This is a genomic window from Rhodococcus sp. NPDC058521 (assembly GCF_042719695.1).
In the GTDB taxonomy this organism is placed as follows: Bacteria; Actinomycetota; Actinomycetes; order Mycobacteriales; family Mycobacteriaceae; genus Rhodococcus_F.
The window spans coordinates 25,860-43,048 of the sequence record NZ_JBHXNL010000015.1; the positions used below are offsets into that span (position 1 = coordinate 25,860).

Below are 17,189 nucleotides of genomic sequence, written 5' to 3' on the forward strand. Positions count from 1 at the left end.
GATTGACAAGACACAACTTCCGTCGATGTGGTGCGCTGGAAACTGGTCGCGCGAATCGCTTTGGCGCGGTCGGTTTCCAGCTACCGTTCTCGATCGACAGGAGCAATGATATGCCCAGTTCGAACGATCGGACTCTCGTGATCCTCGGGGCGACCGGCGACTTGACTGCACGGCTACTACTGCCAGGTCTCGGTGCGCTATTGGCGTCAGCCGAGGTCGAGCGACTTCAGTTGGTCGGCAGTGCTCAGGAGGCCTGGGACGACGATCGTTGGCGTTCGCACGTCGCCGAGTCGTTCGCGGAAGAGGACGCAAGCGGACCGCAGGTCGACGCAGTCATATCGAACACTCACTACGTCCAGTCGGACGTGACGGACGAGAACGACCTTCGGCGTCTCCTGGACTCGTGTTCTGGCGAGCTGATTCTCTACTTCGCGCTCCCCCCTGTCGTCACCGAAAAGGTCTGCCGCGTGCTGACCGGACTGGAGCTGCCCGAAGGCACCCACCTGGCGATCGAGAAGCCGTTCGGCAGCGATGCGGACAGCGCCGTGGCCCTCAACGATCTGGTCACGCAACTGGTGCCGGAGGACCGCGTGCACCGGATCGATCATTTCGTCGCCATGTCGACGGTTCTCAACATCCTGGGTCTGCGGTTTGCCAACCGGATCATCGAACCCGTGCTCAACAACCAACATGTGCGCAGCGTGGACGTGGTCTTCGACGAGAGTCTGACGCTGGAAGGGCGCGCCCGTTTCTACGATGCCACCGGCGCGCTGGTGGACATGATTCAGAGCCATCTGCTCGAGGTTTTGGCGTTGTTCGCCATGGAGCCGGTCCCCACTTTGGAAGCCGAGGATGTGCGCGACGCCAAGGCACAGGTTTTGCGGGCCACACGGGTCTGGGATGACGACCCGATCAGCTACAGTCGCCGCGCGCGCTACACCGCGGGGGAGATCGACGGGCGTGAGGTGCCGTCCTACGTGGAGGAGGACGGCATCGACGGTTCTCGACGTACCGAGACTTTCGCCGAGCTCGTACTGGCTGTCGATACCTGGCGCTGGGCGGGGGTGCCGTTCCGGGTGCGTTCCGGCAAGGCTCTGGGCTCGCCGAGCACCGAGGTGACCGTCACGTTCGAACCACCGCGACAGGTGCCCGCCGGTATGAAGGGCAACGTTCCTCCCAACCGGCTCCACATCGGTATCCCTTTGGGCGCCAACATGTTTTCCCTCGACCTGAACATCAGCGGTCCAGGTGACCCGTTCGAGGTCGATCCGGTGAGTGTGGCGGGCACGTTCGGTGCAGGACAGCTGCCGCACTATGGTCAAGTTCTCTTGGGCATCATCGAGCGCGAACCGCCGCTGTCGGTTCGCGGGGACATGGCCGTGGAGTGCTGGCGCATCATCGAACCGGTTCGTCGAGCCTGGCGCGAGAACCGGGTGCCCTTGGGCGAGTACAGGGCGGGCAGCCCAGGGCCGAGCGGCTGGAGCCACACTGGCCTGCCCGGCGAGGGGATATGAAATGGCAGACAGGTCAGGGCAACCAAGTCCACTCGACAACATCCCCAGTTCCGGACTACGCAAGGTTGCGCGCTGGGGGCTGTTGATCAACCTCGCGACCTTCATGATCGGTTATGCCACCGGCGTCATTTCGGGTGCGCTGCTCTACATCCGCGGCGACCTCGACCTCGGCGACGCCCAGCAGGGACTGGTCACGAGCATTCTTCTGCTCGGCGCGATGGTGGCGGCGATGTTCACCGGTGGGCTGGCTGACCGTTTCGGACGCAAGGCCATGCTCGGCTGCGCGGGGGTGCTGTTCCTGTTGGGATTCGCTGGGTCGGCGCTGGCGACGGGTTTCGAACTGCTGCTCCTGGGTCGCCTCGTCATGGGTCTCGGAGTTGGTATCGCGTCGGCGCTCGTACCCACTTATCTCGGCGAGATCTCGCCCGCACAGATCCGCGGCCGGATGCTCACGCTCAATCAATTGCTGCAGACGGTCGGGATGCTCGTCGCCTACGTTGTGAACCTCGCGTTCAGCGGCAGTGGCGACTGGCGTGCGATGTTCTGGGTCGGCGCGATCCCCGCCGTTCTGTTGGCGGTGATCGTGGTGCGGCTACCCGAGTCGCCCGCGTGGTTGATTGCCAAGGGCCGGACCGACTCTGCGCGATCCTTGATCGAGTCGGTAGCTGGAGCCGAGGGTGCCGACCAGGTAATCGAGCGTTACCGCGAGCAGGACGAAGAGCAGCGACAGCAACGGCAGAGGGACCCTAGCCGTGAACGGAAAGGGTGGGGTGTCTTGCTGGTGCGTCGGGTACGCCCGGCGCTGGTCGTAGCGATCGGCCTCGCCGCGCTGCAGCAATTCGTCGGTATCAACACCGTGCTCTATTACGCGCCGACAATCATGGAAGACACCGGTTTGAGTGCATCGAACTCTATCGTCTATTCGGTTGTCATCGGCGTCGTAAACCTGGGGATGACGATCGTCTCGCTCCGATTGATCGACCGAATCGGACGTAGGCCGCTGCTGTTGACCTCGCTGATCGGGATGGGAATTTCGGTGGCCTTGCTGGGTGTCTCGTTCATCGTCGATCTCGGCGCGGTGACCCTGCTCGTGTGCATGCTGGTGTTCGTATCGTCGTTCGCGATCGGAATCGGCCCCGTGCTGTGGGTGATCCTCGGGGAGATCTTCCCGCCCAACGCACAAGCGGAGGGTGCAGGCGCAGGCTCAGCTGTCAGCTGGCTTTCGAACTTCGTCATGTCGACGGCATTCCTGCCGCTGACGGGGGTGATCGGATCGGGTGCGGTGTTCTTGATCTTCGCGCTGGTGTGCCTACTCGCGTTGGCGTTCGTCTACCGCTTGGTTCCCGAGACGAAGGACCGAGACTTCGACCACATAGATGCAGAACTCCAGGTACGCGCACACGGGCGGAAGCCGGATACCCCCGCGGCATAGCGGCGACACGTACAACCGGAAGCACTGGAGCACCGATGCAATCGCACGTCCGAGAGGCATGGCAGCGGATCCGAGCCGACGCTTGGCCGCTGGCTCAGCGTGCTGCTGCCGCTGTCATCGCGTGGGTGATTGCCCTCGGGATCGGGGACCACCCACAGCCGTTCTTCGCGCCGATTGCCGCCGTCATCGCGCTCAATGCCACCCTTGGCGAGCGAGGCGTGAACGCGATTCGGCTGTTGCTTGGCGTGGTCCTCGGGATCTCGGTTGCCGAGGTCACGCTCTTGTTCAGCGCGGACAGTTATGTGAGCCTCGGGCTCGCCACCTTTGTCGCCATGGCCATTGCCCGGACCTTCGGGGGGAATGGCCTTGTGGTTGCACAAGCGGCGGCGGGCGCCATCCTGACCGTGGCAGTGGCGGACGGCCAAAGCGGGTTCAATCGGATCGCGGATGCCCTCGTCGGTGCTGGGGTGGCCCTGGTATTCAGCCAGGTGTTGTTCAGCCCCGATCCCATGAAGCTGCTGCATCGAGCAGAGTCGAACGCACTGAGGGACATGGCATCCGGAATGCGGCTGACCGCTCGTGCTTTGGCGACCGATGACGACGAATCCGGTGACCGTGCGATGCAGAAACTGCGCAACCTGCGCGACCGGCTCGCCGACCTCGGTAAGACCCGGACTGCCAGCGCCAACGTTGCCCGGCGCTCCCTGGCCTGGCGATCACGGGTCAAGCCTCTCGTGTATGAACGGGAGAACGCCGGTCAGCTCGACCTCTTGGGCGGGAGCTGTTTGCTGCTGACGCGCACCTCGCTCGCACTACGGCCCGCAGACCGCCAAGTTATCGAGACGGCGGTCGATCGAGTAGCCGAGCTTCTCGCTCAGCTGGCGGCGTCACCCGGCGATCAATCGGTGCGCCAGCGAGCCGTGGACAGAATCCCGGATGCCATCATGGTCGACGAACCCGACGCACCGCTGGACGGAGCGCTGGTCACCTGCCTGGCCAGTCTTCACCTGGTAGCGGTCGATCTGATGGTCTTCGCTGGAGTGGATCCTGCCGAGGCCGCCAGCGCGATAGCGGCGGGAAGAAGCGAGCTCCAGATATCGACCCCGCCGGACCGGGGCCGAAGATTTCGATTGCTGTCGCGGCTCACGCGCGGAATCCGGAATCTTGCGCGCTGACGCCCCGCAGCAGTTCCTGGAAAGGTCGTGTCAACTGCTGCGGGGCGGAGATGCTGCTACTCGCCTTCTTCCGCGTTATCCGACTGCGGAGTCACGATTACGAAGTTGTCGAACAGGTTGGCGTCCCAGTTGGCGGTGGATCCGATGAACGGGATCGGGAACTGTGAGATCGCGCAGTCGATGAACTCTGCAGTGGCAGTTTCACCGGCTTCGATGTCGCCGAGATCTTCGCTGTACCCCGGGACGACCACAGATCTGACGTTGACGCCTTCGACGGTTTCGGTGCCGACGTTCTCGACCTCGACGGAACAGCCACCAGGGCCGGCAGCCGCACCTCGAGAGAAGGTGATGTCTGCGCCGCCCCCACCGAGTGAACCAGAAGGCTGGGCGAGGGCGGCCGAGCTACCTGCCGCTGCCAACCCGAAGGATCATGGCGGATGCAGTTACTGCACGTAGGACATTCTCCATCTGCGTACACCTTCCGTCTCCGCGTCGTGCCGACCGGAGAGTTTGTTGGTCGTACTCCTGTCGGAACGCGCGGCCCACGGCCACTTGGGGGCGGTACCCGATAGAGCGCCCTCCAGTACCGCCACATCGCTGCTGGCAAGCGTCAGTCGCGCGGCTTGGCGACAACAAGCGTACGGCCGAAGGAGTCTCGGTGCTCGCGGCGCAAGTTGCCGACCATCACGGCATCGGCTATGTCTATCGGGATGGTGGTCTTGCCGGAAAGATGACCGATTCGCCGGTCTCTCCACTCGGCGAGCAGCGCATCGAGCTTCGCCTTCGCGTCGGTGTTGCTGATCGTCCTCATGAATCGACAATCGTCTTACGCGATCATACGGACCAGAATTACTGGTCTTAATCGGTCGACCGGCTTCCGGTCAGCGTCCCAGAATGATGGCGCTGGCTCGGGCGAAAACCTGGTCCGAGGTGTGCCCGGGGTGGTCGGCTGCGACGAAATGGACGCCGATTGCCATGCAGAAGGCGAGTAGGCTGCGGGCCTCTACTTCCTCGGGGTCCGAGCAGTAGGTGGCGATCGCCTCGCGGACCAGCTGCATGCGTCGATTGTCCACACGGCGGAGGCGTTCCGCGACCGCTTCGTCGCTACGGGCCCAGGTCCTAACGGCGAGGTCGATGGGCAGGATGCGGTTTTCGGAAAAGGTGAGTTGGCCGGCGATCTTGGCCTTCTCGGCCGGATCCCCGGACTCGTGTGCGATCTTCTCCAGGACCTCGTCGACACTCTCCCGTTCCCAGGCGTCCAGCATCTCCTCCAGGAGATCGTCACGATCCGAGAAGTAGCCGTAGAAACCGCCTTTGGTGACGCCGAGCGCCTTGGCCAGCGACTCGACGCGCACACTGTCCGCGCCGCCGGCCGCCAGGGCCTGAAGGCCCGCTTCGATCCACTTTCCACGCGGAGTGCGCAAGGCGCCCATTCGTTGTCCTGCCTTCTGGAAAACATATCTATACGGAGACGAATAATACGGCTATCGTCCGTTATGCTCCAGTCGGCCCTCCAGCTGTTCGAGGGCTTTGGTGTGCCCGTTGCGGTGTCCGTCGATCATCCCCGCGCCGACGAATGACGCGACCTGGTCGAGGACCGCAACCAACACGGTGTCGGGAAACTCGACGGTGGACCCGACTGCACGGGCGAGATCCCAGCTGCGTACAACGATTTCGGTGAGTGCGATCTTGCCCCACACATCGTTCGGAAGATCCACGCATCCTCCGGTGCTGTACCCCTGCCACGCGATCGGGTTGTCCCACGCCGCACCGAGTTCACGCACGCACTGTGCGACGACGGCCCGGCCGCTCACGCCGTCGATCCGGCCGGTGGTGCCGCTTGCCAGAGCCGTGAAGCCACGGGCGACTTCCTCGACGTGGTCGATGAGGTCGGCGACGGTGTACTCGTAGCACGGGGTCGGGTGGTGAGTTGATCGTCCGACACGGTGTCCAGTAGGCCGATCATCCGGTCGCGGGCTGGTTTCATGTCGATCATGGCGTGCCTTTCGGGTCGGTGAAGTCGTCTTCCGATTCTCGTTGGAAAACTAGGTGTACCTCCGGAAATCGGTGGTCGGCATCCGGGCGACCGATGGTCCGCCACAATTCGGTGAAGCCGGCCTCCGTGAGAAGTTCGGTGAGGTGATCGGGGTTCCACCGCCATGCCCGTGCGACACGGTGATCGAACTCGGCCACATCGGGAACTGTCTCGTCCGCCATTTGGCACGCGACGGCGACGACGCCCTCCGGCCGCAGGCGTTCGTGCCAGGTCGACAGAATCCCCGGAATCTCGTTCGGTGGAACGTGAATGAGACTGAAACGGGCAAGGATTGCGTCGACACGCAGGGTCGTCGCCAATGCGGAAAGGTGTGCGTCGTCGAGCGCGAATCGTTGATTCGGGTACTTGCGGCGGGCGATCGCGAGCATCTCCGGACTCGGATCGACACCCAGAACGTCGAGGCCCAACTGCGCCAGATCCGCGGTCACGTCGCCCGGCCCGCATCCGACATCGATGACGAGCCCGTCGCCGTCCATGTCGTTCACCATGTCGGCGAACGCATGAATGGCGTGGCGCTCGATCGGTCGCAGGTACGGAGACGGGAAAGTTTCGGCGTAGAGCTCTGCGAGCGCGTCGTATCCGGGTTGGCCCATCCCGTGAGTGTGCCGGATCAGCTTCGATCGAACGTCAGATGCGTGACGCCGCTGGGCGAAGACGTCGCTTCGACTTCGTACGAATCCTGAAGGTCTTCCAATCCGTCCCAGAGGCGGACACCCCGGCCGAGCAGAATCGGGACCTGGACCACGTGCAGGTGATCGATCAGGTCGGCAGCGAGAAACTCGCGCACGGTCGTCGGTCCTCCACCGATGCGCACATCCCGACCTTCCGCACCCTCGCGTGCTCGTTCCAGCGCCTCTTTCGGTGACGTGTCCAGGAAATGAAAAGTGGTGCCGCCGTCCATTTCCAGCGGCGGGCGCTCGTGGTGGGTGAGCACGTAGACGGGCGTGTGAAAAGGCGGGTTGGCGCCCCACCACCCGCGCCATTCCGGGTCTTCGTGCCAGCCGGGCGGTCCGAACTTGCGCGAGCCCATGATTTCCGCGCCGATGCCGGGCGCGAAAAGTCTGGCGAATGCGTCGTCGACGCCCGCCCCGATGTGATTGCCCGATCGAGGGCTCGGAACGTCTCCGGCGCTGTCGGTCATTTCACCGCTCTGTTCACGCCAGAAAGAGGTGGCGAACACCCATTCGTGCAGCCGTTGGCCTGCGTGGCCGAAGGGCGCATCCAGGCTCAGGCCCTCGCCGGTGGCGAAGCCGTCCAGGGAGATCGAGAAGTTGTGTACGCGCGTGCGAGACATTTCGGTTCCTCCGGTCACGCTAATCCGATTGCATTGTGCAATTGGATCAACCATAGGTTCTGGTGATAGTAGAATGCAACTACTTTGGAGGTGACGATGGAACAGCGATCCGGATGCCCGATCAATGCCGCGGTCGAGACGCTCGGCGATCCCTGGTCGATGCTGGTGTTGCGCGACATGATGTTCGGCAATCGGCGGCACTTCCGTGAGCTCTTGACCGGTTCGGAAGAAGGCATCGCCTCGAACATCCTCAGCAGTCGGCTCAAGCGGCTCGTGGTGGCCGGACTCCTCACCAAACCGGACACAACACGGGGACAGCGAGCGATGTACTCACTCACCGAAGCGGGTATCGCGACGCTGCCCGTGATGGTGGCGCTAGGCAACTGGGGTCTCGACCACCGCGACGGTACCGAGGAATTGCGCGTGCGCGCAGAACTGATGCGAGAGCGGCCAGAACTCGTGGAAGGCCTGATGGACGAGCTGCGCGAACTTCACCTCGGCATCCCGCGGCCGAACCCGACGGCGCCGTTGGCGAGCGCCGAGCTACAAGCCGCCTACGAAAGAATGCGTCACTGATCGGAAGGCCCGACGCGGCAGGGAGCGAGATATCCCTCCACAGCAGCGCGGCTCGCCACTCCACGATGTGTGGGGTTCGGCATCGGTCAGTAGTCGGTGCCCGAGTCGTCTCTCCGATCCCGACGAGGCGTCGGTCGTGCTCGGCCAGCCGGCTCCGGGCTGTCCGCGCTGGGTTACATGCGCGCGCGGATGGCGTTCCCCCGTTCTGGGGGTCTTGCAGTGGGAAGACACCGATCGGCGAAATTTGGCTTACCGGCGCGGGATTGCTCGTCGAATCATGCGCTCACACAAGGGTGTTCGACTTCCCAAGACGATCGCCGAGCATCGGATGAGCCGCCGATTCAGTGGGCCTTACCAGCGTGACTACCTCATGGACAAGGGAATCCTCGTCGAGACCCTCGAGACTGCGACCTCCTGGTCGAATCTGTTCAACCTCTACACGGGGGTTCGGGAAGTCATTGTCGCGGCGCTCGGCCCGAACATTCTGGTTCAGTGCCATATTTCGCACCTGTATGCAGGTGGTGCATCGCTGTACTACTTCACCATGCGCAATCGCGAGCGCAGGTGGAACCATCACCCACCACCATGCGGTCGGAACCGATCATCGCCCGTGGGTCGGACACGAGGTGGGCGTAGGGGACAGGATTCTGCGTGCGGTCAAGAACGAACTCGACCCCCACGAATTCTCAACCCGGGCAAACTGATCCCCGATTCGGGCGCATCGGACGAGTGATCATGCCCGCGTCGGACCCGAAACCGGGCATCCGACGTCGGCCGCGATTGGACAGGTCAGGCTCATAGGCCCCGCATCCGACCGGGCGTTGTGCCGAACCAACGTTTCGCGGCGCGGCTCAGGCTGCTGGCATCATGGTATCCCAGGCGCTGCGCTATCTGGTCCAACGGGAGGCCCTGAGTCAGGAGTGATGTACAGGCGTTTCGCCGCGCGGAGTCGACAACCTGCGACCAGCTCGTGTCCTCGGCGGCGAGCTGCCGTTGCAGGCTTCGGACGCTCGTGCCCATCCTGACCGCCAGATCGGAGATGCGGACGGAACCGGGCGGGCGCGCCTCCAGCCATTGGATTGCGAAGGCCGAAACGAAACCGACCGGGGGAAGGCAAGCCAATTCCTGTTCGAGTCGCGCGGCCTGAATCGCGAACAGTTCGGCATCTGCGTAAGGGAGTGGCGCAGCGAGGTCTGTTGCAGAAAGCACATATTCGTCCAGCGGCGCCCCGAATCGGACCGGCACCCCGAAGAAGTCCTCGTATGCCGAACGACCCCCTTGAGGGGGATGACGGAACGAAACTGCCTGAGGTATGACCTGCGAGTGACCGGAGAGCCAGCGTGCGTGCGTATGGACCGCGCCGATCGCCACTTCTGCCTGCTGCGGCAGCAACTGCTTGCGCAACATCTGGTCGGAGAAGATCACCGACATGGCGCCGTCGTCGTGACGACCGACTGTGAGGGAGCCTACTTCGCTAACGAGTCGGCTGTGCCTGGCCACCAGTATCAGAACTTCCGCGAGCGATGCGGCGTGCACCATCGCCAGTCCCAGCGAGCGAAACGTACCCGGCGTGACATTTGCCGCCATCGCAAGTCCGAGAAGTCTGTTGCGGGTGTAGTCGACAGCGCGTTCCCACAGTCGGTGAACCACCTCGACCGAGATTCTGCCGTTCGGAACCACGAGGTCCGCTGCACCGGGGTGCAACCCTTTCAGCAGTAAGGATCGCGGCATCCCCGCCTTCTCGACCGTGGAGATCAGTGTGCGCACATAGGCGTTCGACACCGTGCGGGGATCGACAGTGGGCGCGTCCTTCCAATGTGGCACGAAATGTCAAAGTAGTCGGGGCGCGAAGTCATTGCAATTGCTCCCGAACCGAGACAACCTCGATGCATGAACGGTGCACAATCCCTGATCCGCACGCTGATCGAGAACGGGCTCGACACCTGCTTCACGAATCCCGGAACCTCCGAGATGCACTTCGTCGCGGCGTTGGACGACGTCCCGGAGATGCGGGCAGTGTTGACGTTGTTCGAGGGCGTGGCCACGGGCGCCGCCGATGGCTACGCGCGGATGGCCGATCGTCCCGCGGCGACGCTCCTGCATCTCGGATCCGGTCTCGGTAACGGTGTGGCGAATCTTCACAACGCGCGCAAAGGCAAGGTTCCGGTCGTCAATATCGTCGGTGATCACGCCACCTATCACGTGCAGTACGACGCGTTGTTGCAGTCGGATATCGAGACCGTTGCACGGAACGTGTCGTCGTGGGTACGTACGTCCCCGAGCACCGAAGGGCTCGGGTCGGACGCAGCGGCGGCGGTGCGGGCTGCTTCCGGACCTCCTGGCCAGGTCGCAACTCTCATTCTTCCCGCGGATGTCTCTTGGGGCGAAGGCGGCGTAGTCGGCGAAGTCGAGTCCGCGCATCGAGGCGAAGTCGTCGACGAGTCGACGCTCGACGCCGTGGTCGATGCGCTGGGTCGGGGGCGGCGGACGGCAATTCTGGTGGGCAGAAGGGGCTTACGCGAGCCCGCCCTGACGCTTGCTGCGAAGTTCGCCGCGGCGACCGGCGCTCGCCTGCTCGCCGAGACGTTCCCGGCTCGAATGGAGCGGGGCGCCGGTCGGCCCGTGGTCGAGCGGCTCGCCTACTTGGCCGAGCTCGCATCGGTACAGCTGGACGGTCTGGAACACCTGATCCTGATCGACACGGATGCGCCCGTCTCCTTCTTCGCCTACCCGGACAAGAAGAGCTACCTGGTGCCCGAGAGCTGCCAGGTTCATACATTGGCGGCGGAGGACACGGACGTGATCGGCTCTTTGGAAGCGATCGGTACGCGAATCGAGGGCGATGAGCCACCGGTACTTCAACAGCCGTCCCGCCCCGACCGCCCGCGCGGGAAGCTCACCGCGGACACAGTCTCGGCAGCTGTTGGTTACACCTTGCCGGCAGGTGCGATCGTGTCCGACGAATCCCAGACCTCCGGGACCAGCCTGCCCACGACCACGGCGGGCGCACCTCCGCACGACTGGCTCACCCTGACCGGCGGCGCGATAGGTCAGGGTTTGCCGGTCGCGGTCGGCGCTGCCGTCGCATGCCCGGACCGGAAGGTGCTCGCGTTGCAAGCCGACGGGTCGGCGATGTACACGATTCAGTCCTTGTGGACCATGGCCCGTGAACAGCTCGATGTCACGGTTCTGATCTTGAACAATCGGTCGTACTCGATCCTGAATCTCGAGCTCAGTCGCGTCGGCGCCGGAGATCCTGGACCGAAGGCGAAGGCGCAACTCGACTTGAACACGCCCCCAATCGATTTCGTTCAACTGGGTAATGGGCTCGGGGTGCCGTCGACTCGGGCAGAGAATGCGCAGTCTTTGGTAGCGGAGCTCGAGCGTGCTTATGCCGAGCCGGGACCGCATCTCATAGAGGTCGTCATTCAACCGGTTTTCAGTCCGTGGAAGCTGAAGGCCATGCCGCATGTCCTCGGTTCGTTGGAGCATCTTCCGGGTCCGCTCGCGCGTGCGGTCAAGCGCAAGTTGCAACCGTGAGTGGCACCACCGAATCCAGGAAGCAGGAAGTAGATGAGCAGTAGTCGGCCGCCTCCGCGTAACGCCCGCGCCGCGTATATGCACGGTCGACGCGCCGTCGACCCCCGCCCGCCAACCAGTGGGACGAGGTCGACCCGGCGAAGCCACCGATGAACCTGTGCCCGGGCTCGCGGAGACCATGGCCGTGAATTGGTTCGCCCTCAGGCCCGCTCTCGCCGAGGCCGGGTTCGCGGTGTTCGCCCTCGACTTCGGCAAGCATGGAGGCGGATTCGCCATGCGGGGAAGGCAACGACGGTGGAGATGGAGATCCCGACATGACCGCCCGAGAAACCATCAGCATCGTGCTGGTCGACGATCATCCCGTGGTGAGGGAAGGGCTGCGCGGCGTGCTCGATGCCGAGGAAGACCTCGCAGTTGCCGGCGAAGTCGACTCGGGTGCGGAAGCTGTGGCAGTGGTCGGCCGGGTGGCGCCGGACGTGATGCTCATGGACCTGCGCATGCCCGGCGTGGACGGTGTCGCGGCCACCGAACGGATTCTTCTCGAACGTCCCGACTGCAAGGTGGTGGTGACGACGTACGAAACCGACGCGGACATACTCCGTGCGGTGGAGGCCGGCGCCTCCGGGTACCTGCTCAAGGATTCGACGAGAACAGAACTGGCAGAGGCCGTCCGGGCTGCGGCGCGTGGCGAGACGGTGCTGGCACCATCGGTCGCGGTTCGGTTGGCTCGTCGCGTGCGGACTCCGAGGACGCCGACGCTCTCGGACCGCGAGATTCAAGTTCTTTCCCTGGTGGCACAGGGTTACACCAACGCCGCAATCGGAAGAGAACTGCACATCGGCGAAGCCACGGTGAAAACCCACCTGCCGTAGAAGCCAACCCCTCGTGATGGTCTCTCGGTGAGCAGTCGAGGCGGTTCTCGTTACTCGCCGAATGCCCGAAAGAATCCCTGAACGTACGGATCGCGGCTTGTGGACACCCGAGATACCGTATCCGCAGCGACGATTCGACCTTCCCTCATGATCGACATGTGGTTGGCAACCCGCGTTGCGACGAGGATCGAGACGTCGTGCGTGATCACCAGGACAGCTGCGCCGGTATCGGCGTACCGGCGCAGGCTGTGCCACACCTGGTAGGCGGTTCCCAGGTCCAACGAGGCGGTGGGCTCGTCCACGACGAGGAGGTCCGGCGCGGTCAGGAACGCGGCGGCCAGGGCAGCGCGTTGGATCTGTCCACCTGAATGCTGGTGTGGATAGAGGCTACCAACTTCGGCCACCGGGTACTGTGCGGCGGCCGCGGCCTCGGCCACCGTGCACCGCTTGTGACGCAGCTCGAGGTCGTGGAGTCGATCGCCGACGCTCACGGCGGGGTCGAATGCTGTGACCCCCTGTTGAGGTACATAACCGACCGTGGCGCCTACGCGCACCTGTCCTTTGACGTGCGCCGATTCGGGCAAGGTGCCCGTCAGGGCTGCTGCCACCATGGATTTCCCACAGCCCGATTCCCCGAGCAGCGCGGTGATCCGACCGTCCGGGACGAGGAGGTCCACGCTGTCGACAACCGTCTCGCTCCAGCGTCCCGTGTCGATGTGCACGGTGAAGTTGCGGAGCTCGGAGGCCACCTGCTCAGTACCGCACCCGTCGCCGACCGGGGTGACTACGGGCCTTGCACGTGGCATGGACCGAACGGCCTGTGAAGTCGAGATCCGAACCCGGATGCAGTAGTGCTGCCACGAAAACAGCGAGTCCGATCGAGAAGAGAATGCCTGCAGTCATCGCCACCCCTCACGTTGCCCGATAGAAGTATCTGTTACGTAGTGAAACATACACAATGCTCACGCGGGACGTGCAAGGGCGGCCAGGTGCTCGAGCGAGTTGTGGAGATGGTCCGGGTCGAACGGCGGGAACTGGATCTCTTCGCGGATGTACGACGGAACCGCCGACCAGTCGTAGGTCAGGGTGACGACGGTCGATCCTGCGCCGTTCGGTTCGAGGTCGTAGCGCCACGTCCAGCCGCCGTACTCGATCTTCCCGTTACCGTTTTCCTGGCCGGGTACCCAGGAAATCGCGCGTGGCGCATCGAAGACCTCCACTCGGTTCGCCATTTCGTACGCTCCGTCCGGATGGTTGCCGTGGAACATAGCGATCCGGAAGACCTGATTCTCCTCGGTGAGGTGAATCCCGTCGAGCGATTCCCGCACCCAGCCCGTGCCGTCGATGGCCGCGTGTTTCGTCGGGTCGGCGAGGATCCCGAACACGGTGTGAGCTGGTGCGTCGATGGTGATGGTGGCGTTCATGGTCTCGTTCGTCATGACTGCTCCTGTGGGTCGAAGGGCCGAGTGTGTGCTGTTCTCCTTCTTGTACGTCCACGGCGGCGGAAACTAATCGGTCGCGGCGAAACCGATTCACAGCCGTTCGGGTAAGCCGAATTCGGGGAAGCGGTCCGCAGCACCCAGGAAGGTCACGCTGTGCGACACCAGACCTTCACGCAATTCGAGCATGAGCAGTGCGAACGGACGCAGAACCCCGTCCTCGTCCGGCCGATACTGGCCGAATCCCGGTGACCCGTTGATGCTCGTGGCAATCAGACGGTCGCTCACGCAGGCGTCGCCTGCCCCCATCACCGCCACGATGTCTTCGCGTCCACGCAGGTACCACACGAACGGAGGCATCGACGTGATCGCGTCCTCCCGCAGTAGTTCGCTCAGCTGTGCCATGTCGTGCGACTCGAACGCGGCGACGTAGCGTCGCAACAACCGTTGCTGTTCGGGGTCTGCGGGGTCGAGAACGTCGGCCGCCGTGGGCCGGTCGGCTTCCAGCGTGGCCCGGGCGCGTTGCAGCGCGCTCGTCACCGCCGCCACCGTTGTCTCCAGCGTGTCGGCGGTCTCCTGTGCGGTGAAGCCGACAACGTCGCGCAGCACCAGCACGGCCCGTTGCCTTGGAGCAAGTCTCTGCAGCGCCGCGACGAACGCGAGACGAATCGTCTCTCGCTCCACTGCGATGTCCGAAGGGTCCGCGGCGAGGAGCAGACGTGAGTCCGGCATGGGTTCCACCCACCGATCGGGGGGCAGGGGAACACCCAGATCGGGTCCGGACGAATAGGGACTCATATCGATGACGAGGGCACGTCTGCCGGCTCCGCGGAGCATGTCGAAGCAGACATTGGTAGCGATGCGATGCACCCATGTCGTCAGCCGGGCGCGTTCGGGATCGAACTGTCCCAGCTTTCCGAACGCTCGGATCATGGTTTCCTGCACTGCGTCGTCGGTGTCTGCGGCAGCGCCGAGAATTCGGTAGCAGTATCCGGTCAGTGGTCCGCGGAGTGCTTCGAGGTCGTCGACGGACAATTCCTCGCTCATGTGGCTACCGTAATCACCGCGTCCGACACGGGACCTACGACCCATTCAATGCTTGAACGCACCGGGCGGGTGCTTGTTCATGGCGACCTGCATCTCGAGAACTTCGGGACGTACATGAATTTCGGAGAGGACACGCTGATCTTCGATGTCAACGACTTCGAGGAGGCGTAGGTCGGACACTTCAGAGGTGATCGACGGCGGATCGGAATCGGTTACGCCGATGTGAGCCGTAGAGACCACTGGTTGTTCGTGAATGCCTTCACTGAAGATGAAATCGCGGGCGTCACCGCACGTTCGACCGCTCGGAGTCAGCGGCGGTAGTGCCTGCCCAACTCAATTGTTGTTCGTCCCGCTCCACGTGGTCGGGACGGCGCCGAGTCGGATTCGCTGCGGATGGTCGCCGACGGGAATGCTGGCAACCCTCTCACCCGATTCGAAACTGATGGCCGACACCGAATCCGATGCACTCTCGGAAATGACGCAGTCGGTGCCTGTCCCATTCACCGTAGCCCAGTACGGCTTGCTCGCGGGGACGAGTGGACCTTCGGTCAAGGTTTCGCGATCGACGATGGTTGCATAGTCGTCCATGGTCCCGGCGACGCACAGCTTGCTGCCGTCCGGACTCATCGAAAGCCCATGGTGACGGGAGTCGTTGATCCAGTCGGACCGGCGGGGACTCGTTTCCGGGTTCTTGGGCAGTTCTTTTATCTGCGTGATCCGGTCCTGGGCGATGTCATACTCCACGAATCCGTTGAAGAAGGACACCTGGAAGTACAGTTTGCTTTCGTCCGGGGTGAACGCGACGGGGCGCACTGAGTCGGAAAGGTCGTTGCGACCGAACGCGTCGAGGCGCTCACGCATGTCGATGGTGCGCACCCGCTCGAAGTTGGTGGTGTCGGCGACCGTGATGTAGCGATCACCCTTGGTGAAGTCGAGCGCCGGCGCATCCAAGGGCGTGTTGACCTCCCCGATCGCCATGTTCCAGATGTATTTGCCGTCGCTCGTGTAGTAGTTCTCGTGCGGTTTGTCGCCTGTCGCGAACTGGCCGCGCTCGACACCGGTCGCAGTGTCCACGACATGCACCGTGTTACTCGTAGACGCCGAGACGGCGACGGTCGCACCGTCCCGTGAAATCGCCATGTGGTCGGCACGGAAGCCCGAGACCGGGAATCGCCAGTTGATGTCACCGGACTCGATGTCGACGGAGACCACGTCGGCGAAACTGGGACGCGAGGCAATGATGGACTCGCCGTCGCGCGTCGTGTACAGATCGTCGATCAACTGGTCATTGCCCTCGCCGACCGTATGACGGATTCCGAGGAACAGTGCGGCGCTGACCGGATTGGAGAAGATCTCGGCCATGCGCGCCTCCTTGTCCGGAATGACGCTGATCCGGCCGACCTTCTCGTACGGCGCGGTCGAGCCGATGACGTCTGCGGTTCCCTCCCAGTTATTGCCGACGAGCAGCACCTCGCGTAATCCTGGAGCAGGCGGCGTCGGCTCCGCGATCGCCACGGCGCTGGAGATAGAGGTCAGCGCGACCGCGGCTACGGCTGCACGGCGAATCAATCCGAGTCTCGATGGGCGAAAGAAGTTTCCGGGCTTGACCATGGACAAATCCTCGTGACTGTGTGGGCGGGCGGGGCGGTGCCGCACGCCGTAGAAGCGTTCTGGCGCTACCGCGGTTCAGGCACGTGCGGACAACGTAGCGGTAACAGTGCGATAACGCACGGATTCCGGAAGAAAGTAGCGCAGGTTCGCCACGAAACGTGCGATGTCACCAATTTCGATTGCGGCAGAGGGGGTTCGGTTGTGGTTGTGCCCACTGTCCTCGGACCCGCTACCGACAGATCCGGATTGGTCCGGCGGATCCGTATACGAGGACGTTCGCGAAGCATGCACGACTGCCGACTCCTAAACGCTCTGGCGTGTCATCGAATCCATCGGGGGTGAGGCCGGTTGGTATTCATTCCCACTGGCGTGGTCGTTACGCGGATGGATCGAGCGAATGGTGAGCAGAGTCGGGCTGCGACGCGGTCGCAAGGCCCTCCAGCAGGCTCCACCACGGTGAGGCTCTCGACTGGTGGCGAGTCGAGCAGATCGAACGGCCGCGGCTTCTACGACTGCGCGCGGAGATGCGAGTTCCGGGGCTGGCTTGGCTCGAGCTGTCCGTGGTTTCGGATGGACATGTTGGGTCCGTGTATCGGCAACCTGCCGTCTTCCTTCTCCGTGGGTCGGCTGGTC

Annotated in this window: 18 protein-coding genes and 3 pseudogenes; 9 read left to right on the top strand and 12 right to left on the bottom strand. The window is 63.6% G+C overall.

All coding sequences use genetic code 11. From position 1 onward, the window contains the following. The first annotated feature begins 110 nt into the window (after positions 1–110). The 3 genes from ACFWO3_RS19100 to ACFWO3_RS19110 are packed head-to-tail and all read left to right on the top strand — an operon-like array spanning position 111 to position 4,121. Complete coding sequence (locus ACFWO3_RS19100; RefSeq protein WP_378580659.1) at positions 111–1,514, top strand: glucose-6-phosphate dehydrogenase; 1,404 nt, start codon at positions 111–113, stop codon at positions 1,512–1,514. 1 nt (position 1,515) lies between these two features. Further along, positions 1,516–2,946: a sugar porter family MFS transporter gene (locus ACFWO3_RS19105; RefSeq protein ID WP_378580662.1), complete on the top strand. Its 1,431-nt coding sequence runs from the start codon at positions 1,516–1,518 to the stop codon at positions 2,944–2,946. Between the two features lie 35 nt (positions 2,947–2,981). Continuing rightward, complete coding sequence (locus ACFWO3_RS19110) at positions 2,982–4,121, top strand: aromatic acid exporter family protein (protein ID WP_378580665.1); 1,140 nt, start codon at positions 2,982–2,984, stop codon at positions 4,119–4,121. Positions 4,122–4,177: 56 nt separating this feature from the next. Here ACFWO3_RS19110 and ACFWO3_RS19115 read toward each other — a convergent pair whose 3' ends face one another. The 6 genes from ACFWO3_RS19115 to ACFWO3_RS19140 all read right to left on the bottom strand — a co-directional run bounded on the left by ACFWO3_RS19115 (position 4,178) and on the right by ACFWO3_RS19140 (position 7,471). After that, positions 4,178–4,540, bottom strand: coding sequence for a hypothetical protein (locus ACFWO3_RS19115; RefSeq protein ID WP_378580668.1), 363 nt, complete (start codon positions 4,538–4,540; stop codon positions 4,178–4,180). 191 nt (positions 4,541–4,731) lie between these two features. Continuing rightward, positions 4,732–4,932 carry a hypothetical protein gene (locus ACFWO3_RS19120; RefSeq protein ID WP_378580671.1) on the bottom strand — a complete coding sequence of 67 codons (201 nt, stop codon included), beginning with the start codon at positions 4,930–4,932 and terminating at the stop codon, positions 4,732–4,734. A 70-nt stretch (positions 4,933–5,002) separates the two neighbouring features. Then, the gene (locus ACFWO3_RS19125) at positions 5,003–5,554 is read right to left on the bottom strand and encodes a TetR/AcrR family transcriptional regulator (RefSeq protein WP_378580674.1); all 552 of its coding nucleotides are present in this window, start codon (positions 5,552–5,554) and stop codon (positions 5,003–5,005) included. A gap of 51 nt (positions 5,555–5,605) precedes the next feature. Beyond that, positions 5,606–5,935, bottom strand: a complete 330-nt coding sequence (locus ACFWO3_RS19130) for a hypothetical protein (RefSeq protein ID WP_378580677.1) — start codon at positions 5,933–5,935, stop codon at positions 5,606–5,608. A 178-nt stretch (positions 5,936–6,113) separates the two neighbouring features. Continuing rightward, positions 6,114–6,770, bottom strand: a complete 657-nt coding sequence (locus ACFWO3_RS19135) for a class I SAM-dependent methyltransferase (RefSeq protein ID WP_378580680.1) — start codon at positions 6,768–6,770, stop codon at positions 6,114–6,116. A gap of 17 nt (positions 6,771–6,787) precedes the next feature. Further along, positions 6,788–7,471: a dihydrofolate reductase family protein gene (locus ACFWO3_RS19140; protein ID WP_378580683.1), complete on the bottom strand. Its 684-nt coding sequence runs from the start codon at positions 7,469–7,471 to the stop codon at positions 6,788–6,790. A gap of 96 nt (positions 7,472–7,567) precedes the next feature. On the opposite strand from ACFWO3_RS19140, the gene ACFWO3_RS19145 reads away from it, so the two are divergent. Together ACFWO3_RS19145 and ACFWO3_RS19150 are read left to right on the top strand one after the other, a co-directional pair. Further along, positions 7,568–8,047 carry a winged helix-turn-helix transcriptional regulator gene (locus ACFWO3_RS19145; protein ID WP_378580686.1) on the top strand — a complete coding sequence of 160 codons (480 nt, stop codon included), beginning with the start codon at positions 7,568–7,570 and terminating at the stop codon, positions 8,045–8,047. A gap of 370 nt (positions 8,048–8,417) precedes the next feature. Then, positions 8,418–8,751: pseudogene (locus tag ACFWO3_RS19150) on the top strand (FAD-linked oxidase C-terminal domain-containing protein). A gap of 91 nt (positions 8,752–8,842) precedes the next feature. Here the strand turns inward: ACFWO3_RS19150 and ACFWO3_RS19155 are convergent. After that, positions 8,843–9,871 (bottom strand): AraC family transcriptional regulator, encoded by a 1,029-nt coding sequence (locus ACFWO3_RS19155; RefSeq protein ID WP_378580689.1) that lies wholly within the window; start codon positions 9,869–9,871, stop codon positions 8,843–8,845. 66 nt (positions 9,872–9,937) lie between these two features. Between ACFWO3_RS19155 and ACFWO3_RS19160 the strand changes: the two genes are divergently transcribed. Both ACFWO3_RS19160 and ACFWO3_RS19165 read left to right on the top strand, forming a co-directional pair. Continuing rightward, a complete protein-coding gene (locus ACFWO3_RS19160; protein ID WP_378580692.1) occupies positions 9,938–11,587 on the top strand; it encodes an acetolactate synthase large subunit in 1,650 nt (549 codons plus the stop codon). 314 nt (positions 11,588–11,901) lie between these two features. Then, the gene (locus ACFWO3_RS19165; RefSeq protein WP_378580695.1) at positions 11,902–12,459 is read left to right on the top strand and encodes a response regulator; all 558 of its coding nucleotides are present in this window, start codon (positions 11,902–11,904) and stop codon (positions 12,457–12,459) included. Positions 12,460–12,509: 50 nt separating this feature from the next. On the opposite strand, the gene ACFWO3_RS19170 is transcribed toward ACFWO3_RS19165, so the two are convergent. The 4 genes from ACFWO3_RS19170 to ACFWO3_RS19185 form a co-directional block, all read right to left on the bottom strand. Further along, positions 12,510–13,208 carry an ATP-binding cassette domain-containing protein gene (locus ACFWO3_RS19170; protein WP_378580698.1) on the bottom strand — a complete coding sequence of 233 codons (699 nt, stop codon included), beginning with the start codon at positions 13,206–13,208 and terminating at the stop codon, positions 12,510–12,512. A gap of 4 nt (positions 13,209–13,212) precedes the next feature. After that, on the bottom strand, positions 13,213–13,362 hold the full coding sequence (locus ACFWO3_RS19175) for a hypothetical protein (protein WP_378580701.1): 150 nt from the start codon (positions 13,360–13,362) through the stop codon (positions 13,213–13,215). A gap of 59 nt (positions 13,363–13,421) precedes the next feature. Continuing rightward, entirely contained in the window at positions 13,422–13,898 is a 477-nt protein-coding gene (locus ACFWO3_RS19180; RefSeq protein WP_378580704.1) for an SRPBCC family protein, read from the bottom strand. Between the two features lie 93 nt (positions 13,899–13,991). Then, positions 13,992–14,945, bottom strand: a complete 954-nt coding sequence (locus ACFWO3_RS19185) for an RNA polymerase subunit sigma-70 (RefSeq protein ID WP_378580707.1) — start codon at positions 14,943–14,945, stop codon at positions 13,992–13,994. A 54-nt stretch (positions 14,946–14,999) separates the two neighbouring features. Here ACFWO3_RS19185 and ACFWO3_RS19190 point away from each other — a divergent pair. Beyond that, a pseudogene (locus ACFWO3_RS19190) lies at positions 15,000–15,113 on the top strand (DUF2252 family protein); the annotation flags it as partial. Between the two features lie 165 nt (positions 15,114–15,278). Here ACFWO3_RS19190 and ACFWO3_RS19195 read toward each other — a convergent pair. Next, positions 15,279–16,556 carry a YncE family protein gene (locus tag ACFWO3_RS19195; protein WP_378580710.1) on the bottom strand — a complete coding sequence of 426 codons (1,278 nt, stop codon included), beginning with the start codon at positions 16,554–16,556 and terminating at the stop codon, positions 15,279–15,281. Between the two features lie 364 nt (positions 16,557–16,920). Here ACFWO3_RS19195 and ACFWO3_RS19200 point away from each other — a divergent pair. Continuing rightward, positions 16,921–17,167 (top strand): annotated as a pseudogene (locus ACFWO3_RS19200) (DUF2867 domain-containing protein); the annotation flags it as partial. Positions 17,168–17,189 lie beyond the last annotated feature (22 nt).